The organism is Streptomyces sp. NPDC001507 (assembly GCF_042894765.1).
GTDB lineage: Bacteria > Actinomycetota > Actinomycetes > Streptomycetales > Streptomycetaceae > Streptomyces.
Genome location: NZ_JBIAVV010000011.1, coordinates 157,241 through 173,118 on the forward strand (window position 1 = coordinate 157,241; position 15,878 = coordinate 173,118).

Consider the following 15,878-nt stretch of genomic DNA (forward strand, 5'->3'; position numbering starts at 1 on the left):
CGGCCACGCCCCGGCGCCCACTCCCGCGCGCCCTGTCGGCCGGCCCCGTGGCCGGCGGACGGAACACCCTCGCGCGTACTCGATGGCCCGAAAGGCGGTCCCAGGAAGGGCTCCCGCTCGCACCTTGAGTGGAATAGACTCAACTTTGTGTACGTTGGCTGAGTCAGCCGAACGATGCCGAGGAGGAGAACGCGAACGTGGACGCCGAGCTGACCAACAGGAGCCGGGACGCGATCAACGCGGCCAGCAGCCGGGCCGTGACCGAGGGGCACGCGGACCTCACCCCTGCCCACCTGCTGCTGGCTCTGCTTGCCGGGCAGGACAACGAGAACATCACCGACCTGCTCGCGGCCGTCGACGCCGACCAGGCCGCCGTACGCCAGGGAGCCGAGCGCGTGCTGGCCGCGCTGCCCAGCGTGACCGGTTCCACGGTCGCGCCCCCGCAGCCCAACCGCGACCTGCTCGCGGTCATCGCCGACGCGGGCGAACGCGCCAAGGAGCTCGGCGACGACTACCTCTCCACCGAACACCTGCTCATCGGCATCGCCGCGAAGGGCGGCGCGGCCGGCGAGGTGCTCGACCGGCAGGGCGCCAGTGCGAAGAAGCTGGCGGAGGCCTTCCGGAAGGCGCGCGGCGGGCGCCGGGTGACCACCGCCGACCCCGAGGGCCAGTACAAGGCACTGGAGAAGTTCGGCACCGACTTCACGGCCGCCGCCCGGGACGGCAAGCTCGACCCCGTCATCGGCCGCGACCAGGAGATCCGCCGGGTCGTGCAGGTGCTGTCCCGCCGTACCAAGAACAACCCCGTGCTCATCGGCGAGCCCGGCGTCGGCAAGACCGCCGTCGTCGAGGGGCTGGCCCAGCGGATCGTCAAGGGCGACGTGCCCGAGTCGCTGAAGGACAAGCGGCTGGTGGCGCTGGACCTCGGCGCGATGGTCGCCGGCGCCAAGTACCGCGGCGAGTTCGAGGAGCGGCTGAAGACCGTCCTCGCCGAGATCAAGGACTCCGACGGGCAGATCATCACCTTCATCGACGAGCTGCACACGGTCGTGGGCGCAGGCGCCGGCGGTGACTCCGCCATGGACGCCGGCAACATGCTGAAGCCGATGCTGGCCCGCGGCGAACTGCGCATGGTCGGAGCCACCACCCTCGACGAGTACCGCGAACGCATCGAGAAGGACCCGGCGTTGGAGCGTCGGTTCCAGCAAGTGCTGGTCGCCGAGCCCACGGTGGAGGACACGATCGCCATCCTCCGGGGCCTGAAGGGGCGTTACGAGGCCCACCACAAGGTGCAGATCGCGGACTCGGCACTGGTCGCCTCCGCGACCCTCTCCGACCGCTACATCACCTCCCGCTTCCTCCCCGACAAGGCCATCGACCTCGTCGACGAGGCCGCCTCCCGCCTCCGCATGGAGATCGACTCGTCCCCCGTCGAGATCGACGAACTGCAGCGCTCCGTCGACCGGTTGAAGATGGAGGAGCTGGCGCTGGAGAAGGAGACCGACCCGGCCTCCCGGGAGCGTCTGGAGAAGCTGCGCCGCGACCTCGCCGACAAGGAGGAGGACCTGCGCGGCCTCAACGCCCGCTGGGAGCGCGAGAAGCAGTCCCTGAACCGGGTCGGCGAGCTGAAGGAGAAGCTCGACGCCCTGCGCGGCACCGCCGAACGTGCCCAGCGCGACGGCGACTTCGACACCGCCTCCAAGCTGCTCTACGGCGAGATCCCGCAGCTGGAGAAGGAGCTGGAGGCCGCGTCCGAGGCCGAGGAGGAGACGGCCAGGGACACCATGGTCAAGGAGGAGGTCGGCTCCGACGACATCGCGGACGTGGTGGCCGCCTGGACCGGCATCCCGGCCGGCCGCCTGCTGGAGGGGGAGACCCAGAAGCTGCTCCGCATGGAGGACGAGCTGGGCCGCCGCCTGATCGGCCAGACCGAGGCCGTACGTGCGGTCTCCGACGCCGTCCGGCGCTCCCGCGCGGGCATCGCCGACCCGGACCGCCCCACCGGCTCCTTCCTCTTCCTCGGCCCGACCGGCGTCGGCAAGACCGAACTCGCCAAGGCCCTGGCCGACTTCCTCTTCGACGACGAGCGGGCGATGGTCCGCATCGACATGTCGGAGTACGGCGAGAAGCACAGCGTGGCCCGGCTGGTCGGCGCCCCGCCCGGCTACGTCGGCTACGAGGAGGGCGGCCAGCTCACCGAGGCGGTCCGCCGCAGGCCCTACACCGTGGTCCTGCTGGACGAGGTGGAGAAGGCCCACCCCGAGGTCTTCGACGTCCTGCTCCAGGTGCTGGACGACGGGCGCCTCACCGACGGCCAGGGCCGCACGGTCGACTTCCGCAACACCATCCTGGTCCTCACCTCGAACCTGGGCAGCCAGTACCTGGTCGACCCGGCGCTCAGCCCGGAGGAGAAGAAGGAGCAGGTCCTGGAGACGGTCCGGAGGTCCTTCAAGCCGGAGTTCCTGAACCGCCTGGACGACCTGGTGGTCTTCTCGGCCCTGGAGAAGGACGAACTGGCCCGGATCGCCCGCCTCCAGATCGACCGGCTGGCCAAGCGCCTCGCCGACCGCCGCCTCGCCCTGGAGATCACCCCCGAGGCCCTGGCCTGGCTCGCCGAGGAGGGCAACGACCCGGCCTACGGCGCCCGCCCGCTGCGCCGCCTGGTCCAGACCGCCATCGGCGACCGGCTGGCCAGGGAGATTCTCGCCGGCGAGGTCAAGGACGGCGACACGGTCCGCGTGGACGCGTTCGGCGAGGGGCTGATCGTGGGGCCGGCGACGGCGGAAACCCCCACCGAAGACACCGGTAAGACCCTCTGACGGACGAAAGAGCCGGACAGACAGGCCGTCACTCCCGTGGGTGGCGGCCTGTCCGGGTTTCAACGTCTCGCGGGTCCGGAGGCCCAGCCGGTCGTCGCGGCGGGTTCGGCTTGTCGCGAACAGTGGTCGTCGGCCCAGGGGTGGGCCGCCGAGGCCGCCCTGCTCCGTGAGGCAGGTGTGCGCTCTTACTGCGAGGGGCCGCACGTCGGGCACCCTGCACACGTACCTCCCCATGGCTCGCGGATCGAGCTTCGACGGGCCGGGGGCTGGGGTCGGGATCCTGGTATTCACCTCGTTGATCCGGCGCGAATCGGCGGCTCGGGGCCGAGCAGGTTGCCGGTCGTGGTCCAAGGGAGAGAGGGTGGGTGTTACGTCTGGTCTCAGCGATGACCGGACGATCCAGACGACCGCAGGAGTGTCCACGTATGTCCATCGACCCGTCCTCGATCCCGAGCTTCGGGGGCCAGCCCGAGCCGCAGCCCCAAGGACCGGCGGGCCCCGTCGTCCCGGATCAGGATCTTGTGAAGCAGCTCCTCGACCAGATGGAGCTCAAGTACGTCGTCGACGACGAGGGCGACCTCGCGGCGCCGTGGGAGCAGTTCCGCACGTACTTCATGTTCCGCGGCGAGGACGAGCAGGCCGTCTTCTCGGTGCGGACGTTCTACGACCGCCCCCACAAGATCGACGAGAAGCCGCAGCTGCTGGAGTCCATCGACGACTGGAACCGGCGGACCCTGTGGCCCAAGGTCTACACCCACACCCACGACGACGGCACGGTCCGTCTCATCGGTGAGGCCCAGATGCTGATCGGCATGGGTGTCGACATCAACCACTTCGTGTCCTCCACGGTCAGCTGGGTGCGGGCCGCGATCGAGTTCGACAAGTGGCTGGTCGAGCAGCTCGGCCTGGAGGAGGCGGTCAACGAGGCCGACGAGCCGGAGGACGGCGACGAGTAGGACCTGAAGCGGGCTACAGCGGCGTCTGCGCGTACACGACGAGGTAGGTGCCGTAGCCGAACGAGAGCCCGGCCAGGGCCGTGACCACCACCGTCGCGTGCCAGGGCCGGGCTCTCGCCGTGCGGACCAGCGCCCGGGCCAGCGGGAGCAGCAGCGGGAAGGCCGGGAGCAGGAAGCGCGGCTTCGACTCGAAGAAGCCCGAGCCGCCGAGGGCGATCAGCAGGAGCACGGCGGTGTGGGCGAGCAGCGGGAGCGGGGCGCGGTCCAGGGCCAGCAGGGCGAACAGCACCACCGCCGCCGCCACGATGACCAGCGCCATCGGGAAGACGAACCGGTCGCCGCGCAGCAGCAGCGTACGGACGACCGCGAGCGAGCCCCGGCCGAAGTCGAAGCGCGAGCCCCACAGCCGCTGGACGCCGAAGTAGCCGCCCAGCGCGTCGCCGGTGCGGAGGCCGACCCAGAGGACGTACGCGCTCCAGCCCAGCGGGGCGAGCGCCGCCCCCGTCCACAGCCTGTGGGTAACCCGGCCGCGGGAACGCCGGATCTCGGCCGCGGCGGCGAGCAGCACGGCGGCCGCGACCGCGAAGCCGTTCGGGCGGGAGAGCCCGGCCAGGACGGCCAGGGAGCCCGCCCACAGCCAGTTCCCGGCCAGGACGGCGTACAGCGACCAGGCGGCGAAGGCGGTCAGCACCGGTTCCGTGTACGCCATGGACAGCACCACGGAGTGCGGGAGCAGCCCCCAGAGCAGCACCAGGGCGGTGCCCACCGCCCGCCCGTGCAGCCGGGCGCCCACCGCGTAGATCCCGCCCGCGGCGACGGCGGCGGCCGTCCACGACAGCAGCAGCCCCGCGCCGGCCCCGCTGAGCGGGGTCACGGCCGTCAGGGTCCGGATGAGGGCCGGGTAGAGCGGGAAGAACGCCAGGTCGCTGTGGACGATGCCGGGGCCGAAGTACAGGGTGCGGCCGTAGCCGTGCGCCGCGATCCCCAGGTACCAGGCCGCGTCCCACGACCTCCCGAGCAGCGTCAGCGGATGCCGCCCGCCCGCCCACGCGGTCAGTGCCAGCACGGCCATGCCGGTGAGCCGTACCGCCGCGAACAGCCCCACGGCGACCCCGCCCGCGGCGACGACGGACAGCCGGGCGCCGGGCCGCTGCGCGACGGGCGGGGCGAGGGCGGTGGTGCTGGCGTGGCTCACATTCGCACAGTGCCGGGAGACGCGGAGAGGGGCGAGAAATGGACGCCCGATGGAGGGAGACACCGCACGGCAGGCGTCCACCGAAGACTGTGCCCCGCCAGGATCGACCCGGCGGGGCACAGTCGTGTACGTAAGGTCAGTCGTCGTCCTCGAAACGCGGCAGGACGCCGGTGTCCATGCCGTAGGTGCCGAAGAGGTCGACCAGGGCCCCGGTCATGGCGTCCAGGGCTTGGTCTGCATGTCCCGGCGGAACGCCTCGAAGTACGCGTCCGGGAGGGCGAGGGCCTCCGCGACGGCGTACTGGAAGGGGCCCGAGGCGACGTACGTCAGGAACTGCTTGGCCGAGCGCACCGCAGTGACCAGCTCCGGCGTCGACGTCACCCAGCCGACACCTCGTTGGCCTACCCGTTCCCATGTCGTGCGACAGGCCCCTCCGCGGATCTCCGGCATCGGCGGTAAGCGGGCCGCACAACCTGTCCGGACCGGCCTGCCGGCCGTACCGACGGGCTCGGTGACACGGCACTCCCCGTCGTATCCTGACCACACACGGGAAGGAGCCGTCCATGAGCGTCGACGCGATCGTGCACACCGAGTTCCCCAAGGGGTACACGGTCCTGTTCGGGGCTGACGGAAAGGTGATCACGACCCCGCAGAGCGAAGAGCACTCCAGCACCATCAGGTCGATGCAGATCGACTCCGCTCTTGCCCTCGGCCGTCACGCGAAGGTCACCTCCGACGTCTACATCGACTTCCCCGCCGATGAGAACTCCGCCCCCGACCTCGCGATCCTGCGCGAGGATGCACGCAAGGAAGGCAAGCGCTACAGCTTCGAGGACGTCCTGCTGATCTCCGAGGTCGTCTCGACCTCCTCCGCACGCAAGGACTACGACGACTGCACCGCGAAGTACGGCCGCTACGGCATCCCGATCTACCTGGTCGTGGACCCCTACGCCCAGGAAGTCGTCCTCCACAGCGAGCCGACCGCCACCGGTTACATCGCGGCGCACACCCACAAGTACGGCACGGGCAAGCTCCCCATCCCCCTGGCCGACGGCCGCACCTTCACCCTCGACCTCGACGAGCTCCCGCGCCCGGAGCCCGAGGCGGAAGCGCGCTGACAACCTTCAACGCTTCGCGCGCCCCGGCCTCGGCAACCATGTCTGGAGACGACACCCCAGCCCCCGGCATCGCTGTCGCGGCTGAGGCACCGCTCGCTCCAGCGGGTTGGCAGGTCAGCGAAGCCAGGGGGCGAGTTCGTTCGCGAGTACGGCGGATGCGGGGTCGGTGGGTAGCCAGAGAAGTTTGTGCTGAGCTCCGTCATGCATGCGGACGGTGAGTCGGTCGGCGGTGATGCCGCGACGGAGGTGGGCGGAGGCAATGCCGGCCAGAGGGATCACTTTGTTGGTCCGGTGCTCTGTCCGGATCTGCGCGGTGGCAGCCGCAGTGACGTCAGCCTCCGGCAACGGCACGACCACCGTTGGCCCCTTCCTGTTCGCCAGAGTGGCAGTGAACCCGAGCCGACGGCGGACCAACGCCGACGGGAGCAGCCACAGCTCCCCGTGAATCCAGTCGCTCCACCCGGTCGTGCAGCTCCTCGTCAGCAGTCGCGCTCTTCCATCCACCGCGCCACTCTATGCCTGCGTCATTCCCGCGCTACGGCGTGAGCCAGGCCGGGACCCTTGCCGGTACGGCTGTCGGCTGTCACGCGGCCAGCGTCTTGAGCCGGGTGCCGGCCTCCTCCAGCACCTCCGTGCGCTTGCAGAAGGCGAACCGTACGAATGGCGCACCCTGCTCGCGGTGGTCGTAGAAGACGGCGTTGGGGATCGCCACGACCCCGCAACGTTCCGGCATGGCGCGGCAGAAGGTGAAGCCGTCGTTCTCGCCGAGCGGGCGGATGTCGGTCGTGATGAAGTACGTCCCGGCCGGCCGGAAGACCCGGAAGCCCGCGTCGGCGAGTCCCGCGCTCAGCAGGTCCCGCTTGGCCCTCAGGTCGTCGCGCAGGGCCGTGAAGTAGGCGTCGGGCAGGCGCAGGGCCTCGGCGACGGCGTACTGGAAGGGCCCGGAGGCGACGTACGTCAGGAACTGCTTGGCCGAGCGCACCGCAGTGACCAGCTCCGGCGTCGACGTCACCCAGGCCACGCCTCCTTCGTACACCCATTCACGCGTGGCGCACCGGGCCCACCAAGGTAAGCCGTCGCCGACCGAGGCGCGGGCTGAGAAGTCCGTCGCTCTCCGCCGTACGACTGAGCGCACCGTGCGGATGGGACGGGAACGGTGGATCGCCGCGGTTCACCGGTCAGCTCTCGTAGTGGTAGCGGCACTGTGCGATCAGGACGGCGTCCTCGGTGGCCTTGTAGATCAGTCTGTGCTCGTCGTTGATGCGGCGCGACCAGTAGCCCTGGAATCCGTGCTTGAGCGGTTCCGGTTTGCCGATCCCCTCGTTGCCGTTCCGGGCGATGTCCGCGATGAGCGTGTTGATGCGCTTCAGGATCTTCCGGTCCTGAAGCTGCCACCACAGGTAGTCCTCCCAGGCGCGGGAGGAGAAGGTGATCTTCAACTCGGGGCCCTCATTCGTCGGTCGCCAGTTCGCGTACGGTGCCGCCGCCGTTCTCCAGCTCGTCGATGGAGGCGAGCAGGCGCCGGGCGTTCGCCGGGCTTCGCAGCAGGTACGCGGTCTCCTTCAGGGACTCGTAGTCCTCAAGGGAGACGATGACGACCGGCTCATGTCCGGCCCGGGTGATGACGACCTCCTCGCGGTCGTCGGTGACGGAGTTGAGCACCTCGGCGTACCGCGCGCGGGACTCGGAATACGTCATGGTCTTCACGATCAACCCTCCTTCGACGTACAAGAAATTGTACGTCTCGCTCTGTGGTGCGGCAAGCGCCTGTACCACGGCCGGGAGCATGCGGCCTCCGGTGCGCGGCGACGGCATCGACGTCACCGACAACGGCGGGTGCGCCGAGAAGGGACCTGGGGTCGCCGATCCGGTGGCCGTCGCGAAGACGATCGGGATCTCGTCCTACCGGTGCCTCAGAGAAACCTGTGGCCACTGTTATCATCAACTCGCCGCGTGTGGGGGGAAGTTCGGGGGCAGATATTTCGCGGCAGCATCAATACACGCCTTCCCGACCGTCGGCCTCCGGCACGCCTCTTTCCACCGGAAGCCCCCAGGAGGCGACGATGGCTCGTCGTACCACCGCCCGTGGCGTCGTCGCCGCGCTGGCAGTCCTCACCGTCGTCGCCGGTCCCGGTCCACTCGTCGGCACGGCCGATGCGGGCGACGGCACCGGGAGCACCGCACGCGCGACCGAGAAGGTCTTCCAGTCCGACCGTTACCAGCCCCGCGCCGACCGGCTCTACAGCGCCGGTACCGACGGCTACCTGCACGCCCAGGAGGGACGCTCCGGCTACCTGTGGACGTCGTACGCCACCGGTGCGACGACCGAACTGGGCGAGCTGCCGCGAGTCGAATTCGCCGGCTACCTGGGCTCGTCGTCCGACATCGTGACCGACGTCGTCTCGCCCACCCAGAAAGTCGTCCTGCGTGACCTCTCCGCCGCCACCAGCACCGACGTCACCCTCACCCACGGCACGTACATGGCCACCTACGGCACCCATGTGCTGACCCAGGCCCGCGACACGGGCGGCAGCCGCACGCTGTGGCTCTACGGCGGCGACGCCCCGGCCGACGGCACCCTCGTCGACGGGTGGCCGGCCGGGATCACCTCGAACTTCCGGGTGCTGGGCGGCGACAGCGGCACCGCCGTCGTCGGCTACGCGCTGGGGGGCGTGCAGCACCTGGCGCTGGTGGACCTGGCCGCCGCGAAGGTCACCGGCGACGTGACCCTGTCCGCCGCTCCGGCCGCCGTCGCGCTGAGCGCGGACCGGCTGGTCTGGTACCCGTCCGGTACCACGCCGACGGCGCACGTCCTGGACCGCGGCGACCTCACCGCCCCCGGGACGACGGTGACCCTGCCCGGCACCGAGGGCACCCCGTCGGTCGGCATCGCCGGGGACTGGCTCGTGGTGGCCCGTACCGTGCCGTCGAACCCCTCCAACCTGGCCGACGAGTCCGGCGAGCAGCTCATGGCCGTCCCCGTCACGGGCGGCGCCCCGGTCACCCTGCTCCGGCACGCGAACAGCTCCGTCGTACCCGCCCCCGACGGCGGCCTGCTGGTCGTCGGGGGCGCCGACGCCGGGCACTGGGCGGTACGCCGGGTCACCGGCACGGGCGCGGACACCCCGGCACTGACCGAACTGACCGCCGTACCGCCGGTAGCGGCGAAGATCACGCGGCTGTCGCTGGAGAACGGCACCCTGGCCACCGACGAGGCCAACTCCAGCTTCCTGGGCGCGTACTACACCCGGCCGATCGCCGCGGACGGCACGCCCGGCACCCGGACCTGGGAGAAGTGGGACGGCCTCGACACGGGCCCGTACGCCACCGGGGACGGCCGCGCCGTGACGTTCACCGCCGACGCCGACCCGGTCGGCTCGTACGTCCAGTCCGTCGACCGCGACGACCAGGCCGGCTTCTTCTACCTGCCCTCGGCAACCGGCACCGTCCTCGACGTCACCGGCCGCTACGCGGTCGTCAACGGTTCCTTCCCCAGCAAGCAGTACGTCGGCGACCTCGGTGTCTACACCGACCTGCAGCCCGTCCTCACCCGCTCCGTCACAGCCGCCTCCGTCTGGGGGACCAGCCTGTGGACGCCGGGTTCCGGCAACGGTGTCGTCACCGCCAGGAACCTGAAGACCGGCGCGACCGCCGCCACCGTCAGCACCGGCGCCCCGTGCGTCCCCAAGGAGCTCCAGGTGGTGAGCCGCTGGATCTACTGGTCCTGCGGTACGGGCGGGACGGCCGGCGTCTGGGACCGAACGGCGAAGAAGAACATCCCCGTCCCGTCCGGCCAGGTCCAGCTCGGCGACGGATACCTCGTCCGGCAGGACACGACCACCGGGACGCTGCTCCTCACTGCCTTCGCCGACGGCACCGCGACCACCCGTGAGATAGCCGACCTCCCGGCGGGCACGTCCGGCGGGCGCGGGACGACCTGGACCGTGGACAAGTTCGGCGGGCCCGTCGCCTACGTCGACGCGGAGAACCGGATCCACCTGGTGCCCAGCGGGGTCGCCACCCAGCCGCTCTCCGCCGTCGAGTCCGAGACGACCGGCAACGCGGGGGAGAACAGCGCGGCCGACAGCCCGTGGTGGCAGTGGCGCGGGCTCCTCTCCAAGCCGGCCGCCTCCTGGACGGCCACCCTCACCAGCAAGGCCACCGGTACCGTCGTCCGCACCCTCACCGGCGGGGCGGTGCAGGGCAACCTGACCGCGCGGTGGGACATCCGTGACGCCAAGGGCGCGCTCGTCCCCAACGGTGCCTACACCTTCACGGTGACGATCCCGCCTGCCGACGGCTCGGGACGCGCGCTGACCGTGTCGCAGACGGTGCAGGTGTCCGACGGGGCCGCCGTACGCCACGACTTCACCAGCGCCGGTTCCTGGGCGCCCGACGGAACCGGCGACATCCTGACCCTCAGCTCCTCCGGCACCGTCAGCTACCGGCCGGGCACCGGCACGGGCACCCTGGGCAAGGCCATGTCCGCCTCCGGCTGGCCCGCCTCCGTGAAGCTCTTCCCGTTCGGTGACCTCGACGGCGACCGGCGCAACGACATCCTCGTCCGGTTCAGCAGCGGCGAACTACGGGTGTACCGGACCATGCTCGGCCAGGCGTTCCTCACCAGCACTCCGCACACCTCGCTGGGCAAGGGCTGGAACCAGTACGACGTCCTGACCTCGCCCGGCGACATCAGCGGTGACGGCCGTCCCGACCTCATCGCCCGCAACTCCGCCACCGGCGCCGTCTACCTCTACCGGGGGACGAGCACCGGAAAGCTCTCCGCGCGCGTGAAGCTCTACGCCGACTGGAAGACGTACAAGAAGATCGTGGGTGTCGGCGATCTCAACGGCGACGGCATCGGCGACCTGGTCGCCCAGGACAAGTCCAACAACCTGTACCGCTACCTCGGCACGGGCAAGGGCACCTTCTCCGCACGCGTGAAGCTGTCCTCCTCCTGGGGCGGCTCGTACGACACCGTCATCGGCGCCGGCGACCTCACCGGCGACGGCAATGCCGACCTCCTGTCCCGCGACACCTCCGGCAACCTGTGGCGCAACAACGGCAACGGCAAGGGGGTGTTCGGCGCCCGCACGAAGATCGCCACCGGATGGCGGGGGTACAAGGGGATCTTCTGAGTGGTGACGAAAAACGCGCCACGGGGCCGGCCGACCTCGAACCCGGCTGCCCGCAGGCCGTTGCCGAGCAGGTCGCGCTTCGGCGGAGGCCGGCGCCGACGTACGTCGGGTACTGCTCCGCCGTCGGGACGGCGGAGCCGAGCGGGCCGTCGGCCGTGACCCAGCCGGAACCGTGTTCACGCACCCGCTCGCGTGCCGCGCGGCAGGCCCCGCCGAGGGAGGCCGGCGAGGTCGGTGGACCGGCGGTCGCTCCACCCGGTCGTGCAACTCCGCGTCAGCGGTCGCGCTCGTCCATCCACCGCGCCGCTCTACGGCCTGCGACATCTACGCGCTGCGGCGTGAGTCAGGCCGGGACCCTCGCCGGTACGGCTGTCGGCTGTCACCCGGCCAGCGTCTTGAGCCGGGTGGCGGCCTCCTCCAGCACTCCCGTGCGCTTGCAGAACGCGAACCGTACGAACGGGGCACCCAGCTCGCGGTGGTCGTAGAAGACCGCGTTGGGGATCGCGACCACCCCGCAGCGCTCCGGCAGTGCACGGCAGAAGGTGAGACCGTCGCTCTCACCGAGGGGCCGGATGTCGGTGGTGATGAAGTACGTACCGGCAGGGCGGAAGACCTTGAAGCCCGCCCGCTCCAGGCCGCCCGCGAGCAGGTCCCGCTTGGCCAGCATGTCCGCGCGGAAGTCCGCGAAGTATGAGTCGGGCAGGCGCAGGGCCTCGGCGACGGCGTACTGGAAGGGCCCGGAGGCGACGTACGTCAGGAACTGCTTGGCCGAGCGCACCGCAGTGACCAGCTCCGGCGTCGACGTCACCCAACCGACCTTCCAGCCGGTGAAGGAGAAGGTCTTGCCGGCCGAGCCGATGGTGACCGTGCGCTCGCGCATGCCGGGGAGGGTGGCGAGGGGGACGTGTTCGGCCTCGTCGTAGACCAGGTGCTCGTACACCTCGTCGGTCACCACCAGCAGGTCCCGCTCCACCGCCAGCTCGGCGACCGCGGTCAGCTCGGCGCGGGTGAGGACCGTGCCGGTCGGGTTGTGCGGGGTGTTGACCAGGAGGAGCCGGGTGCGCGGGGTGACGGCGGCGCGCAGCTCGTCGAGGTCGAGGCGGAACGCGCCGGCGTCCGGGCGCAGGGTGACCGGGACCCGGGTGCCGCCCGCCATCGCGATGCTCGCCGCGTAGGAGTCGTAGTACGGCTCCAGGGCGACCACCTCGTCCCCGGGCTCCACCAGCGCCAGCAGGGCGGCCGCGATCGCCTCCGTGGCGCCCGCCGTCACCAGCACCTCGGCGTCCGGGTCGTACGACAGGCCGTACCGGCGCTGCTGGTGTGCCGCGATCGCGGTGCGCAGCTCGGGGACGCCCGGCCCCGGCGGGTACTGGTTGCCGCGCCCCTCGCGCAGCGCGCGCACGGCGGCCTCCCTGACCTCTTCGGGGCCGTCGGTGTCCGGGAAGCCCTGCCCGAGGTTGATGGAGCCGGTGCGCAGCGCGAGGGCCGACATCTCGGCGAAGATCGTGGTGCCGAACTCGGCCAGCCGACGGTTCAGGAGCGGGCGTTCGCTGGAGGTCATGGCGGCCATCCTGCGCCCAAGCTCTGGAGTTCCTCAACTCCGCTTTGGCCGCCGTGACGGCCGGGCATCCCCAGTCCACGCCGCGCTCTCGCGGCGGCCGGGGCGCCCACGGGGGGTCGCCTTCGGGGGAACGGAAAGAAGGTGACGCCATGGGCACCGTCTTCATCGTGGTGGTGGCCGCGGTCATCTGCCTCGCGATCGTCGCGTCGGCGGTCCGCAGGGGCGGCGGGGGCAAGGGGGCGTACCGCCGCGGGGGCGGCTCCTCCTCCTACGACAGCTCCGGCAGCTGGTGGGCCGGGGACTCGGGGTCGTCGTCCTCGCACGGAGGCCACCACGGAGGCCACCACGGCGGGCATCACGGGGGCGGCCACTCCTGCGGCGGCGGGCACTCCTCGTGCGGCGGCGGGTCGTCCTGCGGCGGCGGGTCGTCGTGCGGCGGCGGGGGCGGCTGCGGCGGGAGCAGCTGAGCCGCCCGCGGGCGGCGGGGAACCGGGGCGTCCGGACGCGGAGCGGGGGAGCTCTCGCCGGGCGCCCCGGCGTGCGCCGGAAGGAGCGGGGCGCACAACTTGGTTGAACAGTTGAGCTGTGGAGCCCTCTGAGGGATGGAAACCCCACGAAGTTGGGTAAAAACGCTGTGGCAGCGCCACAGTTCATGATTCCCTCTAAATCACCAAAGCAGCACCTCGGACGTCCTGACGACACCCTCCCCCGGCTGGGCCGGCCGGGCCGATCTCCCGGTGTCGACCGAGGTGCACCGGACCACACTCCTCCCCTTTTGCGTGTTAGCGGAGCCGATCCATGCTCACGACCCTGAACACCACCTACACCGATACGCGCGCGGCCGACCTCGCCTGGGCCCTGGGGCGCGAGCCGCTGCCCGCCCTGGCCACCCTCGACCTGGAACTGAACGGGGCGAAGCTGCAGTTGAGACTGCTCGGCGCGTCCCACCAGGTGCTGCTCGAGGAGGAGTGCGGCGGCTGCTCGGAGACGGTGGCGTGCATCCCGGGGTCCAGCACCCCCCTGCCGCTCGGCGTCGCCAAGCGCAACGGCAACTGGGAGTACGAGTTCGCGGCCCGCGTCGAGGTGCTGTCACCGGGCTCCTTCGCGGGCCGCGCCCAGGAGTTGCTGGCCCTCGTCTCCGAGCATCCGCACGGCCTCGCCGGGGTCTTCCCGGGCAGCCCGCACGCGTTCACGGCGATGCTGGCCCAGCGCCACGAGGGCCAGGTGCACTGGCGGACCTGGCACGCGTACCCGCAGGACGGCCAGCTGGTCGCGACCCGGACCCGGGTCGGCGCACGGGTCCCGGTACCCCAACCCGTCGCCGGATGACATAAACCAACGGGGCGTCAAAGGGCCCGGAGTTCCACACGTGTGGGTGACGAAGCGTACCGAGCGAGTGACGTAACGTCGCAGAGTGATCGATCCGCACGCACCCGCCCCTCCCGGCACACCGCCGCCCTGGGGCGCCCCCGCGCCGCTGCCCGTGCAGCCGGGGACGGGCCGCTTCCTGGTCCTGGCGTGCGTGTTCGTCTGCGCGGCCTGCGGATTGGTGTACGAGCTCGAACTCGTCGCCCTGGCCTCGTACCTGATCGGCGACTCGGTCACCCAGGCCTCCGTCGTGCTGTCCGTGATGGTCTTCGCGATGGGCGTCGGCTCCCTCGCCGCGAAACGGCTGCGCTGGCACGCGGCGGCCGGGTTCGCCGCGGTGGAGGCCGCGCTGGCGCTGATCGGCGGCTGCAGCGCCATGGCGCTGTACGCCGTCTTCGCCTGGACCGGCGGCTGGGGCGGGCTGTGGGCCGCCGGGCCGCGCTGCCTCCTGGTCGCCTTCTCCCTCGCCATCGGCCTGCTCATCGGTGCCGAGGTTCCGCTGCTGATGGAGCTCATCCAGCGCATCCGCCGCCAGGACGCGGGCGGTGCGGTCGCCGACCTGTTCGCGGCCGACTACGTGGGCGCGCTGGTCGGCGGCCTCGCCTTCCCGTTCCTGCTGCGGCCCTTCCTCGGCCAGTTGACGGGCACCCTGCTCACCGGCACCGTCAACGTCGTCGCCGGGGGCGCCCTGGTGCTCGGGCTGTTCCGCCGCGACCTTTCCCGCCGGGCCCGCTGGACCCTCCTCGTCGCGGGCATCACCGTCCTCGGCCTCCTCGCCTCCGCCGCCGTCCTCGTCGGCGACTTCGAACGGGCCGCACGGCACGCCGTCTACGGCGCCGACGTCCGCGTCGCCCTCCAGACGGACGTCCAGGAGATCGTCCTCACCGGCGGCACCCACGGCCGCCCCCTCGACCTCTTTCTCGACGGCCGGCTGCGGGTCGGCGGCCGCGACGAACGCCGGTACCACGAAGCCCTCGTCCACCCCGCGATGACCGGCCCGCACGCCCGCGTGCTGATCCTCGGCGGCGGCGACGGCATGGCCGCGCGCGAGGTGCTGCGCCACCGGGGCGTCGATCGCGTCGACATCGTCGAACTCGACGCGGGCCTGGTCCGCCTCGCCCGCCACGACCCCGCCCTGTCCGCGCTCAACGGCCACGCCTACGACGACCCCCACGTCCGTGTGTTCACCGCCGACGCCTTCCACTGGCTGCGCGAGGCACCCCGCTCCGGCTACTTCGGCTCGTCCAGCTACTCCGGTTCCTCCGGTTACGACGTCGTCATCGCCGACCTGCCCGATCCCGGCATCACCGCCAGCGCCAAGCTGTACTCCGAGGAGTTCTACGGCCTCGTCCGCCGCGCCCTCGCCCCCGGCGGCCGCCTGGTCGTCCACGCCGGACCGGTCCAGGGCCGCCCGCACACCTTCTGGACGGTCGCCGCGACCCTGCGGGCGGCGGGCCTCGCCACCACCCCCTACCGGGTCCTCGGCCAGGACGCCGGCTTCCCCCCGGGCCCCGACCGCTCGGCGGGCGAGTCCAGGGCCCCGCACGACTGGGGCTTCATCCTCGCGACCGCGGGTCCCCGCGCGCCGGCGCTGCGCCTGCCGGCCGGCGGCCCGCGGCTGCGGACGCTCACGGAAGGGGGACTGGAGCGGGACGCCCTGCAGACACCGAAGGCCGGGCTGCCGCCGTCGTCCACGCTGGTGCACCCGCGGTACTGAACGGGC

The 15,878-nt window shown here is 71.5% G+C and carries 11 protein-coding genes and 2 pseudogenes; 7 read left to right on the forward strand and 6 right to left on the reverse strand.

The window, feature by feature from the left end:
* Positions 1-197: 197 nt before the first annotated feature.
* Together clpB and ACFY0K_RS32815 are read left to right on the forward strand one after the other, a co-directional pair.
* The gene (clpB, locus tag ACFY0K_RS32810) at positions 198-2,819 is read left to right on the forward strand and encodes an ATP-dependent chaperone ClpB (protein ID WP_390642862.1); all 2,622 of its coding nucleotides are present in this window, start codon (positions 198-200) and stop codon (positions 2,817-2,819) included.
* Between the two features lie 425 nt (positions 2,820-3,244).
* Positions 3,245-3,775: a YbjN domain-containing protein gene (locus tag ACFY0K_RS32815; protein WP_351956538.1), complete on the forward strand. Its 531-nt coding sequence runs from the start codon at positions 3,245-3,247 to the stop codon at positions 3,773-3,775.
* A gap of 13 nt (positions 3,776-3,788) precedes the next feature.
* Here the strand turns inward: ACFY0K_RS32815 and ACFY0K_RS32820 are convergent, their stop codons facing one another.
* Both ACFY0K_RS32820 and ACFY0K_RS32825 read right to left on the reverse strand, forming a co-directional pair.
* Positions 3,789-4,970 carry a hypothetical protein gene (locus ACFY0K_RS32820; protein ID WP_390642863.1) on the reverse strand — a complete coding sequence of 394 codons (1,182 nt, stop codon included), beginning with the start codon at positions 4,968-4,970 and terminating at the stop codon, positions 3,789-3,791.
* 228 nt (positions 4,971-5,198) lie between these two features.
* Positions 5,199-5,435: pseudogene (locus tag ACFY0K_RS32825) on the reverse strand (aminotransferase); the annotation flags it as partial.
* A gap of 98 nt (positions 5,436-5,533) precedes the next feature.
* On the opposite strand from ACFY0K_RS32825, the gene ACFY0K_RS32830 reads away from it, so the two are divergent.
* A complete protein-coding gene (locus ACFY0K_RS32830) occupies positions 5,534-6,088 on the forward strand; it encodes a Uma2 family endonuclease (protein ID WP_390642864.1) in 555 nt (184 codons plus the stop codon).
* A 583-nt stretch (positions 6,089-6,671) separates the two neighbouring features.
* Here the strand turns inward: ACFY0K_RS32830 and ACFY0K_RS32835 are convergent.
* The 3 genes and pseudogenes from ACFY0K_RS32835 to ACFY0K_RS32845 all read right to left on the reverse strand — a co-directional run.
* Positions 6,672-7,109, reverse strand: a pseudogene (locus tag ACFY0K_RS32835) (aminotransferase class I/II-fold pyridoxal phosphate-dependent enzyme); the annotation flags it as partial.
* A gap of 157 nt (positions 7,110-7,266) precedes the next feature.
* The gene (locus tag ACFY0K_RS32840) at positions 7,267-7,527 is read right to left on the reverse strand and encodes a Txe/YoeB family addiction module toxin (protein ID WP_046730454.1); all 261 of its coding nucleotides are present in this window, start codon (positions 7,525-7,527) and stop codon (positions 7,267-7,269) included.
* A gap of 10 nt (positions 7,528-7,537) precedes the next feature.
* Positions 7,538-7,795 (reverse strand): type II toxin-antitoxin system Phd/YefM family antitoxin, encoded by a 258-nt coding sequence (locus tag ACFY0K_RS32845; RefSeq protein WP_037676836.1) that lies wholly within the window; start codon positions 7,793-7,795, stop codon positions 7,538-7,540.
* A 356-nt stretch (positions 7,796-8,151) separates the two neighbouring features.
* Here ACFY0K_RS32845 and ACFY0K_RS32850 point away from each other — a divergent pair, with 356 nt between their 5' ends.
* Positions 8,152-11,226 (forward strand): FG-GAP-like repeat-containing protein, encoded by a 3,075-nt coding sequence (locus tag ACFY0K_RS32850; RefSeq protein ID WP_390642865.1) that lies wholly within the window; start codon positions 8,152-8,154, stop codon positions 11,224-11,226.
* Between the two features lie 379 nt (positions 11,227-11,605).
* Here the strand turns inward: ACFY0K_RS32850 and ACFY0K_RS32855 are convergent, their stop codons facing one another.
* A complete protein-coding gene (locus ACFY0K_RS32855; RefSeq protein WP_390642866.1) occupies positions 11,606-12,796 on the reverse strand; it encodes a pyridoxal phosphate-dependent aminotransferase in 1,191 nt (396 codons plus the stop codon).
* 140 nt (positions 12,797-12,936) lie between these two features.
* On the opposite strand from ACFY0K_RS32855, the gene ACFY0K_RS32860 reads away from it, so the two are divergent.
* The 3 genes from ACFY0K_RS32860 (at position 12,937) to ACFY0K_RS32870 (ending at position 15,872) form a co-directional block, all read left to right on the forward strand.
* Entirely contained in the window at positions 12,937-13,254 is a 318-nt protein-coding gene (locus tag ACFY0K_RS32860; protein ID WP_390642867.1) for a hypothetical protein, read from the forward strand.
* Between the two features lie 331 nt (positions 13,255-13,585).
* A complete protein-coding gene (locus ACFY0K_RS32865; protein WP_352364153.1) occupies positions 13,586-14,116 on the forward strand; it encodes a DUF2617 family protein in 531 nt (176 codons plus the stop codon).
* Positions 14,117-14,201: 85 nt separating this feature from the next.
* A complete protein-coding gene (locus ACFY0K_RS32870) occupies positions 14,202-15,872 on the forward strand; it encodes a polyamine aminopropyltransferase (RefSeq protein ID WP_390642868.1) in 1,671 nt (556 codons plus the stop codon).
* Positions 15,873-15,878 lie beyond the last annotated feature (6 nt).

What these genes read in the sequence shown, in the direction of transcription:
- ACFY0K_RS32815 (WP_351956538.1), top strand. Translation starts at nt 3,245, where the DNA reads ATGTCCATCGACCCGTCCTCGATCCCGAGCTTCGGGGGCCAGCCCGAG.
- ACFY0K_RS32865 (WP_352364153.1), top strand. Translation starts at nt 13,586, where the DNA reads ATGCTCACGACCCTGAACACCACCTACACCGATACGCGCGCGGCCGAC.
- ACFY0K_RS32830 (WP_390642864.1), top strand. Translation starts at nt 5,534, where the DNA reads ATGAGCGTCGACGCGATCGTGCACACCGAGTTCCCCAAGGGGTACACG.
- ACFY0K_RS32850 (WP_390642865.1), top strand. Translation starts at nt 8,152, where the DNA reads ATGGCTCGTCGTACCACCGCCCGTGGCGTCGTCGCCGCGCTGGCAGTC.
- ACFY0K_RS32855 (WP_390642866.1), bottom strand. Translation starts at nt 12,796, where the DNA reads ATGGCCGCCATGACCTCCAGCGAACGCCCGCTCCTGAACCGTCGGCTG.
- ACFY0K_RS32860 (WP_390642867.1), top strand. Translation starts at nt 12,937, where the DNA reads ATGGGCACCGTCTTCATCGTGGTGGTGGCCGCGGTCATCTGCCTCGCG.